This window comes from Pseudomonas serbica (assembly GCF_028823535.1).
In the GTDB taxonomy this organism is placed as follows: Bacteria; Pseudomonadota; Gammaproteobacteria; order Pseudomonadales; family Pseudomonadaceae; genus Aquipseudomonas; species Aquipseudomonas serbica.
Genome location: NZ_JAQIYM010000017.1, coordinates 39,558 through 57,985, shown reverse-complemented (window position 1 = coordinate 57,985; position 18,428 = coordinate 39,558). Strand labels below are relative to the sequence as shown.

The 18,428-nt window shown below is 59.3% G+C and carries 24 protein-coding genes, 1 tRNA gene and 1 pseudogene; 7 read left to right on the top strand and 19 right to left on the bottom strand.

Annotated features, from left to right (window positions below; translation table 11 throughout):
- Nucleotides 1-125: 125 nt before the first annotated feature.
- The 3 genes from NQL71_RS25060 to NQL71_RS25050 form a co-directional block, all read right to left on the bottom strand.
- Nucleotides 126-653, bottom strand: coding sequence for a helix-turn-helix domain-containing protein (locus tag NQL71_RS25060; RefSeq protein ID WP_274643523.1), 528 nt, complete (start codon nucleotides 651-653; stop codon nucleotides 126-128).
- A gap of 99 nt (nucleotides 654-752) precedes the next feature.
- The gene (locus tag NQL71_RS25055) at nucleotides 753-1,589 is read right to left on the bottom strand and encodes an AraC family transcriptional regulator (RefSeq protein ID WP_274643522.1); all 837 of its coding nucleotides are present in this window, start codon (nucleotides 1,587-1,589) and stop codon (nucleotides 753-755) included.
- A gap of 204 nt (nucleotides 1,590-1,793) precedes the next feature.
- Entirely contained in the window at nucleotides 1,794-2,540 is a 747-nt protein-coding gene (locus NQL71_RS25050) for an ArsR/SmtB family transcription factor (protein WP_274643521.1), read from the bottom strand.
- A 73-nt stretch (nucleotides 2,541-2,613) separates the two neighbouring features.
- Between NQL71_RS25050 and NQL71_RS25045 the strand changes: the two genes are divergently transcribed.
- The 3 genes and pseudogenes from NQL71_RS25045 (at nucleotide 2,614) to NQL71_RS25035 (ending at nucleotide 4,592) form a co-directional block, all read left to right on the top strand.
- Nucleotides 2,614-3,774, top strand: coding sequence for a cytochrome P450 (locus NQL71_RS25045; protein ID WP_166619762.1), 1,161 nt, complete (start codon nucleotides 2,614-2,616; stop codon nucleotides 3,772-3,774).
- A gap of 122 nt (nucleotides 3,775-3,896) precedes the next feature.
- A pseudogene (locus NQL71_RS25040) lies at nucleotides 3,897-4,232 on the top strand (GNAT family N-acetyltransferase); the annotation flags it as partial.
- 275 nt (nucleotides 4,233-4,507) lie between these two features.
- A tRNA-Leu gene (locus NQL71_RS25035) sits at nucleotides 4,508-4,592 on the top strand.
- Between the two features lie 80 nt (nucleotides 4,593-4,672).
- On the opposite strand, the gene NQL71_RS25030 is transcribed toward NQL71_RS25035, so the two are convergent.
- The 9 genes from NQL71_RS25030 to NQL71_RS24990 form a co-directional block, all read right to left on the bottom strand.
- On the bottom strand, nucleotides 4,673-4,882 hold the full coding sequence (locus NQL71_RS25030; protein ID WP_046820097.1) for a hypothetical protein: 210 nt from the start codon (nucleotides 4,880-4,882) through the stop codon (nucleotides 4,673-4,675).
- 280 nt (nucleotides 4,883-5,162) lie between these two features.
- Complete coding sequence (locus tag NQL71_RS25025; protein ID WP_046820096.1) at nucleotides 5,163-5,447, bottom strand: hypothetical protein; 285 nt, start codon at nucleotides 5,445-5,447, stop codon at nucleotides 5,163-5,165.
- Between the two features lie 205 nt (nucleotides 5,448-5,652).
- Nucleotides 5,653-5,883 (bottom strand): hypothetical protein, encoded by a 231-nt coding sequence (locus NQL71_RS25020; protein WP_046820095.1) that lies wholly within the window; start codon nucleotides 5,881-5,883, stop codon nucleotides 5,653-5,655.
- Nucleotides 5,884-6,014: 131 nt separating this feature from the next.
- Nucleotides 6,015-6,236: a hypothetical protein gene (locus NQL71_RS25015; RefSeq protein ID WP_077183269.1), complete on the bottom strand. Its 222-nt coding sequence runs from the start codon at nucleotides 6,234-6,236 to the stop codon at nucleotides 6,015-6,017.
- A 72-nt stretch (nucleotides 6,237-6,308) separates the two neighbouring features.
- Nucleotides 6,309-7,328, bottom strand: a complete 1,020-nt coding sequence (locus NQL71_RS25010) for a DNA topoisomerase IB (RefSeq protein ID WP_046820093.1) — start codon at nucleotides 7,326-7,328, stop codon at nucleotides 6,309-6,311.
- Nucleotides 7,329-7,411: 83 nt separating this feature from the next.
- A complete protein-coding gene (modC, locus tag NQL71_RS25005; protein WP_046820092.1) occupies nucleotides 7,412-8,491 on the bottom strand; it encodes a molybdenum ABC transporter ATP-binding protein in 1,080 nt (359 codons plus the stop codon).
- 3 nt (nucleotides 8,492-8,494) lie between these two features.
- Nucleotides 8,495-9,175 carry a molybdate ABC transporter permease subunit gene (gene modB, locus NQL71_RS25000; RefSeq protein WP_274643519.1) on the bottom strand — a complete coding sequence of 227 codons (681 nt, stop codon included), beginning with the start codon at nucleotides 9,173-9,175 and terminating at the stop codon, nucleotides 8,495-8,497.
- On the bottom strand, nucleotides 9,176-9,940 hold the full coding sequence (gene modA, locus NQL71_RS24995; protein ID WP_274643518.1) for a molybdate ABC transporter substrate-binding protein: 765 nt from the start codon (nucleotides 9,938-9,940) through the stop codon (nucleotides 9,176-9,178). It lies immediately after the preceding gene.
- Nucleotides 9,941-10,072: 132 nt separating this feature from the next.
- Nucleotides 10,073-11,137 (bottom strand): NAD(P)H-dependent flavin oxidoreductase, encoded by a 1,065-nt coding sequence (locus NQL71_RS24990; RefSeq protein WP_077183272.1) that lies wholly within the window; start codon nucleotides 11,135-11,137, stop codon nucleotides 10,073-10,075.
- A 120-nt stretch (nucleotides 11,138-11,257) separates the two neighbouring features.
- On the opposite strand from NQL71_RS24990, the gene acuI reads away from it, so the two are divergent.
- Complete coding sequence (gene acuI / locus NQL71_RS24985; protein ID WP_077183273.1) at nucleotides 11,258-12,241, top strand: acrylyl-CoA reductase (NADPH); 984 nt, start codon at nucleotides 11,258-11,260, stop codon at nucleotides 12,239-12,241.
- Between the two features lie 37 nt (nucleotides 12,242-12,278).
- Here the strand turns inward: acuI and ada are convergent, their stop codons facing one another.
- The 5 genes from ada to NQL71_RS24960 all read right to left on the bottom strand — a co-directional run bounded on the left by ada (nucleotide 12,279) and on the right by NQL71_RS24960 (nucleotide 15,433).
- Nucleotides 12,279-13,343: a bifunctional DNA-binding transcriptional regulator/O6-methylguanine-DNA methyltransferase Ada gene (gene ada / locus NQL71_RS24980; protein ID WP_077183274.1), complete on the bottom strand. Its 1,065-nt coding sequence runs from the start codon at nucleotides 13,341-13,343 to the stop codon at nucleotides 12,279-12,281.
- Between the two features lie 87 nt (nucleotides 13,344-13,430).
- The gene (alkB, locus tag NQL71_RS24975) at nucleotides 13,431-14,096 is read right to left on the bottom strand and encodes a DNA oxidative demethylase AlkB (protein ID WP_046820086.1); all 666 of its coding nucleotides are present in this window, start codon (nucleotides 14,094-14,096) and stop codon (nucleotides 13,431-13,433) included.
- A gap of 5 nt (nucleotides 14,097-14,101) precedes the next feature.
- Complete coding sequence (locus NQL71_RS24970; protein ID WP_274643517.1) at nucleotides 14,102-14,806, bottom strand: 2OG-Fe(II) oxygenase; 705 nt, start codon at nucleotides 14,804-14,806, stop codon at nucleotides 14,102-14,104.
- 118 nt (nucleotides 14,807-14,924) lie between these two features.
- Nucleotides 14,925-15,095, bottom strand: coding sequence for a hypothetical protein (locus NQL71_RS24965; protein ID WP_162837850.1), 171 nt, complete (start codon nucleotides 15,093-15,095; stop codon nucleotides 14,925-14,927).
- A 35-nt stretch (nucleotides 15,096-15,130) separates the two neighbouring features.
- On the bottom strand, nucleotides 15,131-15,433 hold the full coding sequence (locus tag NQL71_RS24960) for a DUF1883 domain-containing protein (RefSeq protein ID WP_008065357.1): 303 nt from the start codon (nucleotides 15,431-15,433) through the stop codon (nucleotides 15,131-15,133).
- Between the two features lie 212 nt (nucleotides 15,434-15,645).
- Here NQL71_RS24960 and NQL71_RS24955 point away from each other — a divergent pair, with 212 nt between their 5' ends.
- Together NQL71_RS24955 and NQL71_RS24950 are read left to right on the top strand one after the other, a co-directional pair.
- Nucleotides 15,646-16,002 carry a hypothetical protein gene (locus NQL71_RS24955; RefSeq protein WP_046820084.1) on the top strand — a complete coding sequence of 119 codons (357 nt, stop codon included), beginning with the start codon at nucleotides 15,646-15,648 and terminating at the stop codon, nucleotides 16,000-16,002.
- A gap of 72 nt (nucleotides 16,003-16,074) precedes the next feature.
- Entirely contained in the window at nucleotides 16,075-16,305 is a 231-nt protein-coding gene (locus tag NQL71_RS24950; RefSeq protein ID WP_046820083.1) for a hypothetical protein, read from the top strand.
- A gap of 12 nt (nucleotides 16,306-16,317) precedes the next feature.
- Here the strand turns inward: NQL71_RS24950 and NQL71_RS24945 are convergent, their stop codons facing one another.
- Together NQL71_RS24945 and NQL71_RS24940 are read right to left on the bottom strand one after the other, a co-directional pair.
- Nucleotides 16,318-16,599 carry a lipoprotein gene (locus NQL71_RS24945; protein ID WP_046820082.1) on the bottom strand — a complete coding sequence of 94 codons (282 nt, stop codon included), beginning with the start codon at nucleotides 16,597-16,599 and terminating at the stop codon, nucleotides 16,318-16,320.
- A gap of 130 nt (nucleotides 16,600-16,729) precedes the next feature.
- The gene (locus NQL71_RS24940; RefSeq protein ID WP_248686574.1) at nucleotides 16,730-16,915 is read right to left on the bottom strand and encodes a hypothetical protein; all 186 of its coding nucleotides are present in this window, start codon (nucleotides 16,913-16,915) and stop codon (nucleotides 16,730-16,732) included.
- A 292-nt stretch (nucleotides 16,916-17,207) separates the two neighbouring features.
- Between NQL71_RS24940 and galU the strand changes: the two genes are divergently transcribed.
- Nucleotides 17,208-18,047, top strand: coding sequence for a UTP--glucose-1-phosphate uridylyltransferase GalU (gene galU / locus NQL71_RS24935; protein ID WP_008065368.1), 840 nt, complete (start codon nucleotides 17,208-17,210; stop codon nucleotides 18,045-18,047).
- The last annotated feature ends 381 nt before the right edge of the window (nucleotides 18,048-18,428 follow it).

Sequence of the window (18,428 nt, the reverse complement as noted above, 5' to 3'; positions counted from 1 at the left end):
ATCATTGGTCCTGGCAAATGACAAACAAAACCACTTTCTCGCAGATAACAGTGGCCCGAATCTTCATCGTGAGGTCGCCCAGATTTTTCTCGCCCATTCACCTCTTATTCTTATGAGGTGGGACGTTACAAAAAATTCCGAGAAAATGACGGCCCATCGACCGGGCAAGCCGTACGTCTATCCTTTGCACGCCACTTTCCAGGGGGCATACCAAAATTACTGGAGAATATTTTGGTGAAATGCGGTTGATCAGCAAACCCGCACGCCAAACCCACTTGAGAAATGGAAAAGTCGGTTTGCTCAAGGAGTTCTCTGGCTCGGGTCAATCTTGCAAGCTTGAACCAATCACGTGGAGCGTGGCCCGTAGCTTTCTTGAAAGCGCGGGAGAAATGGCTTCGTGACAAGGCACACTCTTTGGCTACGACGGAAATCCGAATGCCACAATCAAGGTGCTCCATCATGACTTCCTTCGCCTTGCGCTCCTGCCAGTAACTTAGCCTGTCCCGCTCGCGACTGGACGCCAGTCGCGCAAAGGGGTCTGCGACCGTCATGATCTGCTCAGCGCCAGACCCGGGAGCGGCGATAACGACGGGGGTCAGGCTGCCACCGCCCCGGCTGGACTTGAAGACTTGTACAGCGTCCACGTCGCTCATTGTGACCTCTAGAGGGGGGAGAAGAGGTCTATTGTGGCCATCATCAATGGGTCGAAAGCGCTCGATCGGGCCTTGCGTGCGCCCGTTTGGGCCAGATCGTCAGCGGGGTTTGCGTAGCTCGCTTGGCGTTAGATTCAGGTAGCGCTTGAACAGTCGAGCAAGGTAAGAGGGGGAATCCAGTCCCACCGCCAGGCTGACTTCGAGGATCGATAGTGATGTGCATGAAACAAGCCGGGCGGCAGTTTCAACTCTCGTGCGATTGGTGAAATCCAGCAGGGTTTCGTCGGTAACAGCTTTGAAAATACGCGTAAGGTGACGCCGAGACAGGTGAAATTCATGTCCAATCGACTCAATCGTCAAGTCTGAGTCCAGATTCTCCCGAACGTATCGCTGTATGTCGTGCACCAGGGTGGCTTGCTGCTGTCGTTCACTCGGCGGCGGTAGGGTTTGCTGACAAGCGATAACCCGCGTGCACTCCTCGAAGAGCAGATGATTGAGGTGGGGCAATTGGCGCTCAAAGGCCTGCGCCGTCGCACAGCTTTGAAGTTGGTCATGCAGGCGCAAGATACCTTCCAGCACCTCGGTCGCTTGCCAGATCCCTGATCGATTGACCTGTTTGGCGAAACTTCGGCAACCGAACATCTGTCCCTGGTGTTTGACGTAGGACGGGTCGACATACAAGGTCATATGTTTCTCCCGCCCCGGAGCCGCCTCAGTGGCGTGGGCAAAGTCTGCCGGCACAAAGGAAAACGATTGGCGCGATATGTGAGAGGTCTGGCTGCTTTCGGTCGAGAGAAACAGCCCACCCTGGCGCGGTAACAGCAGCATATGACAGTCGTGGGCGTGCCAATCCACGGCGTAGCCACTGGTGTCGCTAGTCTCCAGGTGAAACACGTCGGGCGAGTTGGCATTGAGCTTGGGGGACATATAGGTCATCAAGACCCCTTTATATAAATTCACCGTTGCAATAGCCCGGTTGTAATGGACTTGGCGGCAGTGGGATATTACGGTTAACAATAACGTGTATCATTATCATACATGTCTTGCGGGCGCTGATCGACCCGGGCTAGAGCGTTTTACGCTGATTTTCAGTTCTGGCGCAGACCTCGCGAAGAGCTGTAGGCGACGCAGGGCAGACATTCAAGTGGTCATGACATCTGTAAACCGCGGTCGGCGGGTTGTGTCACATTCAACTGTGATTTCAAATCGACCAGACAGCTCCTTTCGCCCTTTGGATGTCAATGAAAGGGCCCGGCTATCGAGGTCTTGAGTAACCCATTTGCGGTTTAGCGCTGTCTGTAGCAAAGCCGCTCCCAGCGCGCCCCCCAGATGAGGGCGCCGCATGCTCCAGTCCAGACACGAGCAAGCGAAACGACGTCGCTGAGCCTTGACTTGCGTTACTTCTATACCGATAGCAGCCATCGCCGCTTCGCCGCTGTCAGTCAGCTGATAGGCACGGTCATCAGTGTCCGAGGCCGTCAACCAATCTGACTCGATGAAATGGTCATGCAAATGAACCGCCAAGGTTCCGGCCATGTGGTCATAACAGGTACGCGCAAACTGCAATCGGTTGGGAGTGTTTGAAACAAACCGGGTGTTCGCATGCTGACTAATGACCATGAGGGCCTCCAGCGCTTGGGCCACTTGTGTATCCGCCAGGCTGTAATAGCGATGCCGTCCCTGCGTGTGCAGCTTGAGCAACCCGTCCTCTTTGAGTCTTGCCAGATGCGCGCTCGCGGTGGAGGTACTGACCTCAGCGATGGCGGCCATTTCGGTACTGGTTCGCGCGTGGCCGTCCATCAGCGCACAAAGCATTTTTGTCCTGGCAGGTTCGGCAATGGCGCCGGCAATCCGAGAAAGGGCAAGCTCATTGCCTTGGCAATCCATATTTCGTTCCTGAACGAATCGTCAGCGTAATAGATGTTCGATAGTAACTGTTCTTTGTGAACAGGACGCCAAAATGACGCCTTTTGAAGCAGCCACGCATCACGACCCTTATGTTTACTATGCACGTCTCAGACAACAGGGAGGTCTGTTCTTCGATGCGGATCTGCGCTTATGGATTGCGAGTGGGGCCAATGCGGTCGAGGCGATTCTGGGGCATCCCGATTGTCGGGTGCGTCCGCTGCACGAGCCCATTCCCCCGGCAATTGCACAGGGCGCCGCCGGACTTGTTTTCGGTCGGTTGATGCGTATGAACGAAGGGGCGCAACACCGGTGCCCCAGGATGGCGATTGAGCCCGCCCTGGCCTCCATTGAGTTGGATGGCATCGCCGACATTGTGTCACGTGTGGTCACGACACTTGAAAACTCGCTTGAAACTACGGACGAGTTGATGTTCACGTTGCCCGCGTGCGTCATTGCCTCCTTGATAGGCCTGCCATCCTTGCGCATGCGAGAAGTCGCGAAGCTGACACGGGATTTTGTCAGCTGCCTATCGCCACTAAGCGATGAAACGCAGCTCAATAAGGCCCATTCCGGTGCTATTCAGCTAAGCCAAATATTCAGCGCGCTGCTGAATGACGATAAAACTGATAGCGGCTTGTTGACTCGCATCCGCAGCGAAAGCAAGGCCGCTGAATGGGCAGATCAGGAAGCGTTGATTGCTAACCTGATCGGCTTGATGTCACAGACCTTCGAAGCCACCGCGGGCTTGATTGGTAACACCCTCATAGCGCTCCATCGCAATCCTGACCTGATTGAAGACGGGGAACCGACTCCGATGCTCGTCGCAGCACTGGTGGCCGAGGTAGCGCGCTTCGACTCGCCCGTGCAAAACACCCGGCGATTCGTTGCGAAGCGATGCACGATTGGCGATAGCGTCCTGGAGGCGGGTGATACCGTTCTGGTGTTACTCGCTTCAGCCAACCGAGATCCCTGCCTGAACCCAGACCCCGACAGTGTGTTGCTCAAGCGGAGCAATAGACGAACCTTTAGTTTCGGCTCAGGACGACATGAATGCCCAGGTCAGCAACTGGCGTTGACGATCGCCTCTGAAGCGATATTGGCGTGGTTGCAATGCGGATCTTTCCCCTCTGCTCGATCCTATCGATGGAGTTATTTGCCGTCCCTTAATGGACGCATACCCAAATTCCATCCCGCTCAGGAAGCTCAGCAATGATCGCCGTTATTTTTGAAGCCTGGTTTGGCCTGGCGTCACTATTTGTCCAGTCGCTGCCACGACTCTGAACGCTCACGGCCATCGACGAATAAACGAACCACCATTCCTGATGAAGACTCTCCATGGCTCACCACCTGATCCTTCGCGACGCCAATGAAAACGACATGCCTGCGGTGCTGGCGATCTATGCCCATCACGTGGTTCATGGCTCGGCCAGTTTCGAATTGGAGCCACCGACCCTCGAACAGATGTGTCAACGGCGCGCCGATGTCCGTGCCCATGGCCTGCCGTTCCTGGTGGCTGAGCGCGACGGGGAATTGGTCGGTTATGGCTACGCTTCGTTGTATCGACCGCGTCCGGCCTACCGTTTCACGGTCGAGGACTCTGTCTACGTCCGCGAGGACATGTCTGGTTTGGGCGTTGGGCAGGCGCTGTTGAGCAGGGTGATCGAGCGTTGCATCGAGGGCGGCCGCTGGCTCGACACAGTGATCATGCAGCGTGAGTCAGGCGAAGGGGCCGGCAGCACGCCTCATGGTTAGCTCGGGTGTCCGATCCTTGGATATGGGGACGGCTGATGACACATCGCCGGCGTCCTTTCTGATCCGAAACCACCATCGAAACGTTTCAAGGCGGGTGAAAACGACCCATTACGACTTCGACAACATCATTTCCTAAGTGATTGATTCTGGTTTTGTTTTAGGGTTAAATCAGCACCTGCTTTTGCATTTCCCATGCCCCGATGGTGAAATTGGTAGACACATCAGACTTAAAATCTGCCGCCGAAGGGCGTGCCGGTTCGATTCCGGCTCGGGGCACCATCTTGATCAAGGGTTTGCTGGCGAACGCTAACGCAAACCCTTGTTTGTTCCGGCTCCGTCAATGGCTGTCCGTTGCGTCGTTACTCCTGTTTTTCATCTCCGTTGATGTCTGCCTTGCGTCGATCGATGCCGTCAGGGTTGCCGACATTGATCAGTCTTCTTTCCAGCAGAATGGTTTGCAATGCCTCGCGGTCTGACGGGGTCATTTGATGCTCTCGCTCCTTGAGTTCAAGCAGGATCGGGCTGGACCACTGGCGATAGGTTTGTTCGGCATTACGGGTGGATGACATCGCTTCCTCCATGGGCTGATTTCTGCCAATCAAGACGCCTCGGTTCACTACGCAAAGTGACCCTAGCCGAGGAAGGCCATTGTTGCCAATGCCTCACATCGGACGGGCCCAATGCCCGGGCTTGCGAGAACTTTGGAAGAGTCGAATCACCGGCGCCATGCTTGCCCAGGCCATTCGTCACGGCCTGAGGAAGGCCGCAGGTAGGTGGAGTCCTTCAAGCGCATGTTACTGCACGCATCAAACACTGGGCCGACGGGTTCAGCCCAGTGCTGTTGCCTCTCTAGACAAACGCTTGCCCATGAAACCCCCGGGGTAGCCGTTGCATTCCAGCCATGGCGGTGAGTCGCTCGATCCAGGCCTGGCGCCAGTCATTGGGCGCATGAACGGTTTTTGCCTTGCGAGCGGCGCGACGGGCAGTGTTGCGTTCGTTCTTGCGCGCCTCTTTGTAAGCGTCGGTATTGCGACAGCTTCTGCATTTGACCCGATTCAGTTCTCCGGTGGAGGTGAGGTTGTTGCCCTTGTGTCCGCAGGCCAGATGCCCGCTGATTTTGAAGTGGGTGACCATCTGAACGCCTCCTTCGTGGCGTGGTTATCATTGGACAACCCTGTATTGCTGATGTTCGCCGCTCTGTGGCGCAAAAAAATCCCAGCACCTGGCTGGGTTTTTTGGGGGGGGGAAGGATGAGGCAGGCACACGCGCGGTGACGATAACGTCGCCGGCCATGCGTCCTGCGTCAGGGCGTGTCGGGGCATCGGTGTCCGGATCAGAATCATCTGAACCGTGGCAGAGGCGGCTCGACTGGCCGCAGCGACGACAGGGTGTTGCGGATCAGGGGCGTATCCTTCTCGATGTCGTTCAGCCGGTCACGGATCCTGAGGGCAGTCGGGTGCCCGCCTTGATGATCGACCCAGTCGGCGATTTCCTTGCAAGCTGCAGCCAGGCGAACCTGACGGGAGTCGAGCAGGGTGAGCAGGGTGGTGATGGACTCTTTTTCGGACATGAAAACACCTCCGTTGAAGAAACCTGAGGATTGGCAGTAAAAAGCCCGCCGCAAGCGAGCTTTCCACCGATGGAGCGCTGATCCTTCAGCACTGTTTCAGTATAGACCCGTAACCGGTTGGCGAATGTTCGTCAGCCTTGCCGGACCGTCATTTGTGATCGGGCATTGAGTTGTCGGCAAACGTGTTGGGCATCGTGTTCAAGATCGTAACCGTCCCCGATAAAGCCATTGGTGCGAGTATCGGCGATGCGGTACCAGACGGTGGCGTCAGCGGGTTGATGCACGGTTTCTCCAGCCCGGCGTCCATGGATGATGATCTTGTTGCAGCGCTTGACGACGAAAATGTCTTCCATGGCTTCACCGCAGCTGATTCGTGTACAGATCAACTATAGAAGCCATTTGCAATCGTGCAAAAAATAGGCGGGTCAGTTCGTCGGTTCAGACGCCAGTTTCTCCAGCAACATCGCCAGCGCGACTTCCTCGGCCCGCAGGCCTTTACGCATCCTCGGCCTTGGCAGTTGCGCCAGCGCACCGAGGGAAAAACCCTCGAGCACCGCCGGGTGGATGTAGCACTTGCGGCAGACCGCCGGGGTGTTGCCCAGCTGCCGGGAGACCTCTTTGACCATCGCCACCACATGCTGCTTTGCCTGTGACTCGGGTTGCCACTCGAGCTCGCGCAAAACCGCCAGGGCCAGCGCGCTGCCGGCCCAGGTGCGGTAATCCTTGGCGGTGAAGTCGGCACCGGTCAGGGTTTGCAGGTAGGTGTTGACGTCGGCAGAAGTGATCGTGTGCCGCTCTCCGTTTTCATCGAGGTATTGGAAAAGGTTTTGTCCGGGAATCTCCTGGCAGCGCTTGACGATCCGCGCCAGCCGCCGGTCCTTTACGGTGATCTGATGCTCGATGCCACTCTTGCCGCGAAACTGGAACAGGATCGCACTGCCGTTGATCTCCACATGCCGGTTACGCAGGGTGGTCAGGCCATAGGAGCGGTTGTCCCGCGCGTACTGGGCATTGCCGACACGGATCAGCGTCGCATCGAGCAGGGTGATGACCGTGGCCATGACCTTGTCGCGACTGAAACCTGGTGCTGCCAGCAAGGCTTCCAGCTGCTTGCGCAGCTTCGGCAGGGCCAGGCCGAAATCCCGCAGGCGCGCGTATTTGTCGGTGTCGCGCACCTCGCGCCAGCGCGGGTGATAGCGGTACTGCTTGCGCCCGCGGGCGTCGCGGCCGGTGGCTTGCAAGTGCCCGCGCGGATCCGGGCAGATCCACACGTTGGTGTAGGCCGGTGGCACCGCCAGGGCGTTGATGCGTTGAATCTCCTCCGGGTCGACGATGCGCTGGCCTGAAGGCTCGAAATAGCAGAACTTGCCGCGCAGTTTGCGCCGGGTAATGCCCGGCTGGGTGTCATCGACGTAGTGCAGGTCTCGGGGCAGTGCATCGGGCATGGCGATTGTCCTGGGCGAGGGGGCGTTACAGCCATTGACCCCACGCCGCAGCAGTCGTGCCCCCGCCCCGACCTTATAACGAGTTACGCCAGTACCGCCACGGCCTTGATCTGCGCCCACAGGCGTTGGCCCGGGTGCAGGTTGAGGTGATCCCGGGAATAGCGGGTGATACGCGCCAGCAACGGACTGCCGGCGGCATCCAGGCGTACCAGCACATGGGCGCTGTTGTCGGCCGCCATTTCACTGACCACCGTGACCGGCAGGCGATTGAGGATGCTGCTTTGCTCGTCGCCGTGCAGGCTCAGGCTGACATCCCGCGCCTGGACCTTGCAGCGTAATGCCTGGCCTGCGGCCATCGGCGTGTGGGCCACGCGAATGTTCAGGTCGGTGTCGGGCAGCTGCAACGTCAACAACTGGTAGTGGGCGTCGTAGGCCGCGACATGACCCTGGATCACCACACCGGCGTCGTCACCCAGCGCCAACGGCAGGTCGAGGCGTGCCAGGGTCTGGCCGATGGGGCCGCTGGCCAGCGCCTGGCCGTCGCTGAGCAGGACGATATGGTCGGCCAGCTGCGCGACTTCATCCTGGGAGTGGCTGACATAGAGCACCGGGATCTCCAGCTCATCGTGCAGGCGTTGCAGGTAAGGCAGGATTTCACTTTTGCGCTGCGCGTCCAGTGCGGCCAGCGGTTCGTCCATCAACAACAATGTGGGGCTGGTGAGCAGGGCGCGCGCCATGCCGACGCGCTGGCGTTCGCCGCCGGACAGGTGCTGCGGATGCCGATCGAGCAAGTGGCTGATGCCGAGCAGCTCGGTCGCGTGGGCCATGTCGACCCGGCGCTGTTGCCGGGGAATGCGCTTGAGGCCGAACTGCAGGTTGGCCAGCACCGACAGATGAGGAAACAGGCTGGCTTCCTGAAAAACGTAACCCAGGGCGCGCTTGTGCGGCGCGACAAAAATCCCCTTGTCGCTGTCTTGCCAGACTTCATCGTTGACCTGGATAAAACCCTGTCCGGCCCGTTCCAGGCCCGCAATGCAGCGCAGGCAGGTGGTCTTGCCAGACCCTGAGTGACCGAAAAGCGCCGTCACCCCACGGCCGGGCAACTGCAGGTCGACATCGAGGGCGAACCCCGGATAGCTCAATTTCAGACGCGTGTGAATCATCGATCAACTCCAGCCCGTTTTGGTTGACCGGCTGGAGTACAGCGCCAGCAGCACCGCAAAGGAGAACGCCAGCATGACGCCGGCCAGCCAATGGGCCTGGGCATATTCCATGGCTTCGACGTGATCGTAGATCTGCACCGAGACCACTCGGGTCTTGTCGGGGATGTTGCCGCCGATCATCAGCACCACGCCGAATTCGCCGACCGTATGGGCGAAGCCGAGGATGGCCGCGGTGATGAAGCCAGGTCGCGCCAGGGGCAGGGTGACGCTGAAAAAACTGTCCCAGGGGCCGGCGCGCAAGGTCGCGGCCACCTCCAGTGGGCGAGTGCCGATGGCGGAAAATGCGTTCTGCAGCGGCTGGACCACGAACGGCATCGAATACAGTACCGATCCGATCACCAGGCCTGCGAAACTGAACGTGAGGGTGCCCAGGCCCAGGGATTGGGTGAGCTGGCCGACAAAGCCGTGGGGGCCGAGCGCCAGTAATAGATAGAAACCGATCACCGTGGGTGGCAGCACCAGGGGCAGGGCGACGATCGCCCCGACCGGGCCGCGCAGCCAGGATTGGGTGCGCGAGAGCCATAACGCCAGCGGAGTGCCAACCAGCAACAGGATGACGGTCGTCAGCGACGCCAGTTTCAGGGTTAGCCAGATGGCGGAGAAATCGGCACTCGTCAGCGACATTTAGATTTGGTAACCATAGGACTGGATGATGGCAGCGGCTTTTGGTCCCTTGAGGTAGTCAACCAGTGCCTTGGCGGCCGGGTTGTCCTTGCCCTTGTTGAGGATGACCGCGTCCTGTTTGATCGGGTCGTGCAGGCTGGCCGGCACGATCCACGCCGAACCGCTGGTGATCTTGCCGTCCTTGTAGACCTGCGACAGGGCGACAAAGCCCAGCTCGGCGTTGCCGGTGGACACGAACTGGTAGGCCTGGGTGATGTTCTGGCCTTCGACGATCTTGTCCTTGACCTTGTCGGCCAGGCCCTGCCTGGCCAGGACCTGGGTGGCTGCCAGGCCATAGGGTGCGGTTTTCGGGTTGGCGATCGACAGATGCTGATACTTGTTATCGGCCAGCACTTTGCCCTGGGTATCGACGTAACCTTCCTTGGCCGACCACAGTGCCAGCGTGCCGATGGCGTAGGTGAAGCGAGAGCCCTTGACGGTGTCGCCTTCGGCTTCAAGTTTTTGCGCGGTGGTGTCGTCTGCCGAGAGGAACACTTCGAACGGCGCGCCATTCTTGATCTGGGTGTAGAACTGGCCGGTGGCACCGAAGGCCGTGACCAGCTTGTGCCCGGTGTCCTTCTCGAAATCGGCGGCGATGGCCCGGATCGGCGCGGTGAAGTTGGCAGCGACAGCGACCTGCACCTCGTCCGCCTGGGCAGAGCCGAAGGCGAACACGGCGAGCAGGGTCGCCAGGCAGGTGGGGGCAAAACGTGAGGCACAAGTCATGAAGCGGCTCCGTCGAAGGCACATGCTGCAAGAAGGTCAATCGCTATATATCGGAATATATAGCGAAATGCCGCTGAACGGAATGCGTTGCAACGCGGTTATGGCGAGTGAGGATGTCACCCGCCATAACCATCAGCGTTGAAGCAATTTCGCCAAGCCGTCCTCAGCCAGGCGCCGGGTCAGTTCAGCGCTGCTCGACTCGACCCCCAGGGTAAAGGCCTGGCCGGCCCAGAGATTGCTGAAGTCGGCTTCGCCTTTGGCGCGCAATGGCATCAATGCACCGCCCGCGAGGGGGAAGCTTGGCGCCTGGGCGCTCATCGGTCCGAGCTCGCGCATCACCCGATTGAGGATCCCCCGTGCCGGGCGACCGGTGAAAATATTGGTGAGCGCCGTCTCGCTTTCCCTGGCAGTGCGCAACGCCTTGTGATGCGAAGCACTGACCTTGGCCTCTGGCGTGAACAGATACGCCGTGCCCACTTGCACCGCCGATGCCCCCAGCATGAACGCCGCCGCCACTCCCCGCGCATCGGCAATGCCGCCAGCGGCAATCACCGGTACGTTCACCGCATCGACGACCTGTGGCACCAGGGCGAACGTACCGACCTGGCTGCTCAGGTCTTCACTGAGAAACATGCCCCGGTGCCCGCCGGCTTCGTAACCCATGGCGATGATGGCGTCGCAGCCGTGCTGCTCGAGCCAGAGGGCTTCTTCGACCGTGGTAGCCGAGGACAGCACTTTTGCCCCGGTGGCTTTCACTCGATCCAGGAGGGATTTTTCCGGCAGGCCAAAGTGGAAACTCACGACCTCCGGGCGCAACGCTTCGACCACTGCGCAGGCCGCCTCATCGAACGGCGCGCGGTTGGAGACTGGTGTCGGCGCGTCGAAGTCGGCACCCAGTTCGCGATAATAGGGTTGCAGCAGTTTCTTCCAGCCCTGGGCGCGTTGCTCGTCGAGCGTCGGCGGTTGATGGCAGAAGAAGTTGACGTTGATCGGACGCTGGCAGTGTTGACGAATGTTCTTGAGCTCGTCACGCAATTGCTCGACGCTCAACATCGCGGCCGGCATCGAGCCGAGACCGCCGGCGTTGCTCGCCGCGATGACCATGGCAGCGGTGGTGGCGCCGGCCATGGGGGCCTGGATGATCGGCAGTTCGATCCCGAGCAGGTCAAGCAAACGAGTATCTGGCCATTGGCTCATTTCAGCGGTACTCCGTCGTTGATAGCGGTCCATCATATTGGCTTAAAGTCGAGTACGGGATTTTTTTGCGATGTGGTATTTAAATCACACCACAACAGGTGATCTCACCAGGAGGCCGCGATGTTCCAAGGTATTTTGATCGATAAAGACGAAAGCGGTTACCGGGCCACACTGCAACAGATTAATGAAGACCAGTTGCCTGAGGGCGATGTGACGGTGCGTGTGGCGTACAGCACGCTGAATTTCAAGGATGGCCTGGCGATCACCGGCAGCAGCCCGGTGGTGCGAAAATTCCCGATGGTGCCGGGGATCGATCTGGCAGGGACCGTCGAAGTCAGCGGGCATCCGGACTACAAGGTCGGTGACAAAGTCCTGCTCAATGGTTGGGGGGTGGGTGAAGGGCATTGGGGCGGGCTGGCGCAGAAGGCCCGCCTGAAGGGCGAGTGGCTGATTGCGCTGCCCGAGGCATTCACTGAGGCGCAGGCAATGGCCATCGGTACGGCAGGCTACACGGCGATGCTGTGCATCATGGCGCTGGAACGCAACGGTGTGACACCCGAGCAGGGCGAAGTGCTGGTCACCGGGGCCAACGGCGGTGTCGGCAGTTTCGCCATCGCCTTGCTGAGCAAGCTCGGCTATCGGGTGGTCGCTTCCACCGGGCGCCTGTCGGAGCACGAATACCTCAAGCAACTGGGCGCCGGCGAAATCATCGACCGCGCCAGCTTGTCCGAGCCGGGCAAGCCGCTGGCCAAGGAACGTTGGGCTGCAGTCATCGACTCCGTAGGTAGCCATACCCTGGCCAACGCCTGCGCCAGTACCAAATCCGAAGGCACCGTGGCCGCCTGCGGTCTGGCCCAGGGCATGGATTTTCCAGGCTCCGTCGCACCCTTTATCCTGCGCGGCGTGACCCTGGCCGGGATTAACAGCGTGACCCAACCGAAAGCCCGGCGTGTAGAGGCCTGGGGGCGTTTGGCCAAGGACCTGGACTTTGCCCTGTTGCCACTGATCAGCCACGAAATCGGTTTGAGCGAAGCGATCGAGGCTGCGCCGCGCCTGCTGGCGGGACAATTGCGGGGGCGGGTGGTGGTGGATGTGAATCGCTGATCAGAAACGGGGGCGGCCGCACCACATCAACCTCCATTCACGGCTTTTCCCGCTCCAGCAATTGCCGCTTGCGCTCCACCCCCCAACGATACCCCGACAGATTGCCATCGCTGCGCACCACCCGGTGGCAGGGGATTGCGACCGCCAGGCTGTTGGCGCCACAGGCTTGTGCCACGGCGCGAACCGCTTTGGGCGCGCCGATGCGTTGGGCGATGTCGGCGTAGCTGGCGGTGCTGCCGGCGGGAATTTCCCGTAGCGCTTGCCAGACCCGTTCCTGAAACGCCGTGCCGCGCACATCCAGCGGCAAGTCCAGGCCCAGGGCCGGTGCCTCGATGAAACCCACGACCCTGGCGATCAACTGTTCGAAGGCCTGGTCGGCGCCGATCAGATTGGCGCGGCGAAACTTGTCCTGCAGGTCGCAAACCAGTTGCTGCGGATCATCCCCAAGGAGAATCGCGCAAACGCCTCGCTCGCTTTGCGCCACCACAATCGCGCCGAGGGAACACTGGCCAACCGCAAAACGGATGTCATTGTTTTGCCCTCCGTCACGGTAATCGGTGGGCTTCATCCCCAGCACCTGATCCGCCGCCTCATAGAACCGGCTGTTGGAATTGAAGCCGGCATCGTATAACGCCTCAGTGACCGAGCGACCATCCGCCAGCCGCTCGCGCACCCGGCGCGAACGGTGGGCCGCGGCATAGCCTTTGGGCGTCAGGCCGGTCACGGACTTGAACACCCGATGGAAGTGAAAGCTGCTCAGGCCTGCCGCTTCGGCCAGTTCGTTCAGCGCCGGCAGCGCCTCGGCGCTTTCGATTTGGCGGCACGCGGCGGCCACGGTGGCAGCATGTTGTGTGGCGACAGCGCTTTGATCCGTGGCCGCGCGCTTGCTTGGGCGATAACCCGCGGCCTGGGCCTGTTCGGCGTTGTCGAAGAATTCGACATTTTGCGGTTTTGGCAAGCGCGAGAGGCTGCTGGGGTTGCAGTAGATCCCGGTGGTCTTCACCGCGTAGACAAACTGTCCGTCCGCTTGTGGGTCGCGGGCGAGCACCGCGGCCCAGCGTGGATCATTCTCGGTGCTGATGGTTGTCGGTTGGCTTGTCATGGCTTTACGTCCGTTGTCCCGTTTGCCGCAGATTAACCGCCGGCCAATCTGCCCACACTCCGGCGCTTGCGGTCAAACTCCACGGCATCATCGAGCGGTTCGAAACGTGAAGTTGATCCGCTGTTCGCCCAGGCGTGGGTGTTGGCCAGCCTTGATCGGCAGAACGCCGTGATAACGCAAGCGATCCACGCCACCCCAGACCACGACGTCGCCGTGCAGCAGCGGTACCCGTTGGCTTTTGTCGCTACGCGCGAAGCCGCCGAACAGGAACATCGCGGGCAATCCCAGGGATACCGAAACGATAGGCGCAGCGTAGGACTTTTCGTCCTTGTCCTGATGTAAGGACATCTTCGCCCCGGGCACATAGCGATTGATCAGGCAGGAGTCCGGCACGAAATCGGCAAACCCTGCCGCCAATGCCGCCGCCTGCGCCAATTGAAAAAACACCTCGGGCATGGACGGCCAGGGCAGGCCGGTCTGCGGGTCGTCGCGGGTGTAGCGATAGCCGCTGCGGTCGGTGGTCCAGCCCCATGTTCCGCAACTGCTCAGGGCAACCGACATGGTGAAGCCCCCAGGGGTAACCATTTGCCGGAACGGTGCCGCCGCCAACACGGCATCCAGTGCCGGCAGCACACGCTCCAGCCAGGGCAGGGTAAAGCCCCTGAGGACGTAGGATTGTTCGCCGATCTGCTCGCACCGAGGTTGCTGTTCGGGTTCTGCGTCGGCAAACAGGTCAAGGTTGATCGGGTTCATGGAGCTCATGATGCGTCGTGAAAGATGATCCCAAGGGTATGCCGTTTTCCGCTGTGCAGGCGACTGACGCCGTGGCGCAGGGATACCCGATAGTAGCCGCGCACGCCTTTGACCGGGCGCTGGTTGACCGCGAAGATCAGGCCGTCGCCTTTTTTCAGACCGATGACCTGTGGGCGCGACTGCATGCGCGGGCGCTGCTCGGTCAATACGAACTCACCGCCGGTGAAGTCTTCTCCCGGCTCCGACAGAAGAATCGCCACCTGCAAGGGGAAGACGTGCTCGCCATACAGATCCTGGTGCAGGCAGTTGTAGTCCTGGGGGCCGTATTGCAGCAACAGTGGCGTAGGACGTTGCTGGCCGGCGGCGTGACAGCGCTCGAGGAAGGCCGGGTGGCTGTCGGGAAACCGGCTCGGCAGGTCCATTTGCTCATGCCAGCGGTTGGCAATAGGCACCAGCCGTGGGTACAGCGCACTGCGCAGGCGGGCCACCAGCGGCGGCAAGGGATAGTCGAAATACTTGTACTCGCCACGGCCGAAACCGTGGCGGGCCATGATCACCTGCGAGCGAAAGGGTTCCGCCTGGCCGTACAAGGCGCTGATTTGATCACAGGCCTTGTGGCTCAACAGCGACGCGATAACCGCGCAGCCGTCCTGATCGAGTTGCTGTTCCAGCAGGGGCCAGTCCAGCCTGTCCAGATATTGCTCGCTCATTGCCGTGCCCTCAGGTTATCGAGGTGGCCAGACTAAGAGGCGTAACGAATGTGAACACTCCGACGCTTGCGCTCGAATGTCGGCAGGAAGCAGACGTCCCTGTTCACTGCGGGCAATGTTAGAGCGCTTTGCTGACACTGATGTCGCTGATCACGTCGTCGCCCTGCCCATGAAGGGCATCCAGCGCGGCTTTGGCTTCCTCTGCAGTGCCATTTTCCAACTGGGCAAATTCGAAGCGGCGTTCGCCATTGAGTTTGTACTTGATGACGTATTTGGTCGTCTGGGCCACGGTCATACCTGCCTGTGTGCGGAGTAAGGCGCTGCTCAGCTCAGTTTCGAGCTGGAGCGGCGGATGATCTTGATCGAATGCGTCAGGGTCGGCTTGCGCGTCACACTGATCGGCCGGCGGTTCACCGTGTCGATGGTGATGTTCCAGAACCCGGTGCTCGGCGCCGTGATGCGGGCCGGAAAGGTGTCGAATGCGCCGCCGTGGTAGGTGTGACGACCGCCATTCTTGAAGCTGCGGAAGTTGGCGTCGTTCATCAAGCGTATGTTGCACGTCTGCGAGCATTGAATGACGACGATGTCGTCTTCGTTGAGGTGCTCGCGCTGGTGGATAAATTTCATGAGGCGCCTCCAGAAGGGCTTTTTCTACAAAATCAAAACGATAGCATGGTCGATAGGCGCAGTTTATCAGCCCTGAGGCGTTATTATCCGGCTGTGCAGGCCCCCAGGGGCAATAAAAAACGCAGATTGCCCACGCCAATGAAGAAAAAACCACCGCGGTTTGGAGAAAACCCGGGTTTGAGCTGTCGGAGGGTCTTTATCGGAGGTTTCGTATGAAGTGGGGCATCTTGGGCTTGCCGTGGGTTTTGGCAATCAGTGGTTGTGCAAGTGTTTCGGAGATCAACGAGACCTTGCCGACCATGAATGTGATTTCAGGCAAGAAGCCCCATGAGTACGCCCAATGCCTGAGCGAAAAACTCGCCGAGAGCCGAGGCGCCTTGCAAATTGAGGAGCAGAAGGACGGGGTGCGGGTGATCGTGCCACAGAAGCTTTCATCGGGTCCCGCCGCGGTATTTGATATCGAGGAGCGCTCCGGCGGCAGCAGCATCAAGCTGCATGAGCGTATCTCCAACGTACCGCTTCGCCCCTTCGACGTTCGCGATGCCGCCACGGCGTGCATTTCCGGCTGATAGAATGTCGACTGTCAGCACCGATGCCGTCAAAGCAAGGCTTTGGCGGCATTGTCATTTCTGGAGTCGAGCATGAAGCGAGAGAAGGTACGGGAGCGGCACGCAGAGGGCCATATCTGCGCCACCCATGTGATTCAGAACCCGGCGAATCCGGGGGAATGGATCGTGTTTTTCAAAAAAAGCGCCGGACGCAGTTTTTTCCTTGTAGACGATAGCGACGAAGTCGAATCCTTCGACAGTCTCGACGCGCTGGTCGAGACCGTGCGCGGCCTGGGGATCAAGTTCGCGGAAATCCACATGTAAGTCGCTCGGCCCTTATTTGCAGACCACCACGACGCTACGGTTCTTGTAGTTGCCAACGTCGACGCCCAGGGTCTTGTCGCTTTCCTTGGAGGCGGGCGTGCCGTCGGTGCCGACAATCCGGTAGCCAGTGCCGGCGCAGGAAGCCTCGGCCTTTTCGTAACAGGTCGCCCAGGAATTGGCCTCGCCGGAACAGTCGATGGCCAGGCCTTGTTCGCCATTGTTCAGGTAAGTGGTCTCGGAGGTGGCGCAGCCAGTGAGGGCCAGCAGCGCTATCAGCGGCAGAAATTTGGTCATGTCGTTGTCGTCGTCAGGAGTAGGGGCAATGCCTGTGACAGCGCGGGCGGCAAAAGGTTATAGCGAAAGGCCACTTCTTACAGGGATTGCCAAAAAAAGCCCTGCACTAGGGCAGGGCGTCGGGCCTGGATCAGTTCTTGTCCTTGCCCCGTCGTTTGGGTGCCGGATGTTCCAGCTGCAACACCGATGCCACTTCGATCGCCATGGCTTCGGACGGGAAGGGCCCGGCAATGTTCTCGCCGCCAACGCCGGCTACCCACCACTGGCCGTCTTTGGCCCTGATCAAATACCCGTTGACGCTTTTTGCTTCAGACATCTATTTGCCTCGCTGGCTGGTTCAAGGGCGCCATGATACCGCCAAATGCACCGTTCGGGTGCCGATGGGCGCGCGGTGGTGCGCCTGCTCCCGGGTTGACTTGTCGTGCAAGTCTGGCGGACTCTGCTATCAATAACAGGCTGCTGATCCATTCGCGGTGCTCGCTGCGGAACTAACGGCGAGAATATTTCTCTATGATGGCATCGGTTAGCCAGTGCGGGGCATTGTAAGGTGTACGCCGCCTGATTAGACTGCGCCGAAACTCGTACACACAGCCCTTTCAAGGACTTATATGATCAAGAAATGCTTGTTTCCAGCAGCCGGTTACGGCACTCGCTTCCTGCCAGCGACCAAAGCCATGCCCAAGGAAATGCTGCCGGTGGTAAACAAGCCACTGATCCAGTACGGCGTCGAAGAAGCCCTGGACGCCGGCCTGACGGAGATTTCCATCGTCACCGGTCGCGGCAAGCGCGCCCTGGAAGACCATTTCGACATCAGCTACGAGCTGGAAAACCAGATCAAGGGCACCGATAAGGAAAAGTACCTGGTCGGCATCCGCAAGCTGCTCGATAACTGCTCGTTCTCCTACACCCGCCAGACCGAAATGAAAGGCCTGGGCCACGCGATCCTGACCGGCCGTCCGCTGATCGGCGACGAACCCTTCGCCGTGGTACTGGCGGACGACCTGTGCGTCAACCTCGAAGGCGACGGCGTACTGACCCAGATGGTCAAGCTGTACAAGCAGTTCCGCTGCTCGATCGTGGCCATCCAGGAAGTCGACCCGCAAGAGACCAACAAGTACGGCGTGATCGCCGGCGAGATGATCCGCGACGACATCTACCGCGTGCACAGCATGGTCGAAAAACCAAAACCTGAAGATGCGCCATCGAACCTGGCCATCATCGGCCGCTACATCCTGACCCCGGACATCTTCGACCTGATCGAACAGACCGAGCCAGGCAAGGGCGGCGAAATCCAGATCACCGACGCCCTGATGAAACAGGCCCAGAACGGCTGCGTGATGGCCTACAAGTTCAAGGGCAAGCGTTTCGACTGCGGCGGCGCCGAAGGCTACATCGACGCGACCAACTTCTGCTTCGAGAACTTCTACAAGACGGGCAAGGCTTACTGATAGCGCCCCAGCCGCTTGTATTGAAAGCGATCTTCACAAGCATGTAATCATGCTGATGAAGGCCTTAACAAACGCCCCGACTTGATCGGGGCGTTTGCTTTTGTACGTCGAAAGAAAATACCTTTCAAATATTGATGTCGCCCATCGCGCAAGGCGGAAACCTCGCTAGATAAAATAATCTAGGCTAATAAAATTGGTACTGTCCAATATTTATGGCTGAATTTATTTTGTAAGGAGTGCGTCCAGTAGATTATTTGTTCTGTTGAGTACGAGTGTCCGCAATATTGAGAATTGGTATTGCTGAAACATGAATTTCATTTGTGGTGTTTTTTGTTGTTTGCCTTCTGTTGTCTGAAGGCTTGTTCCTACATTTTGCATATA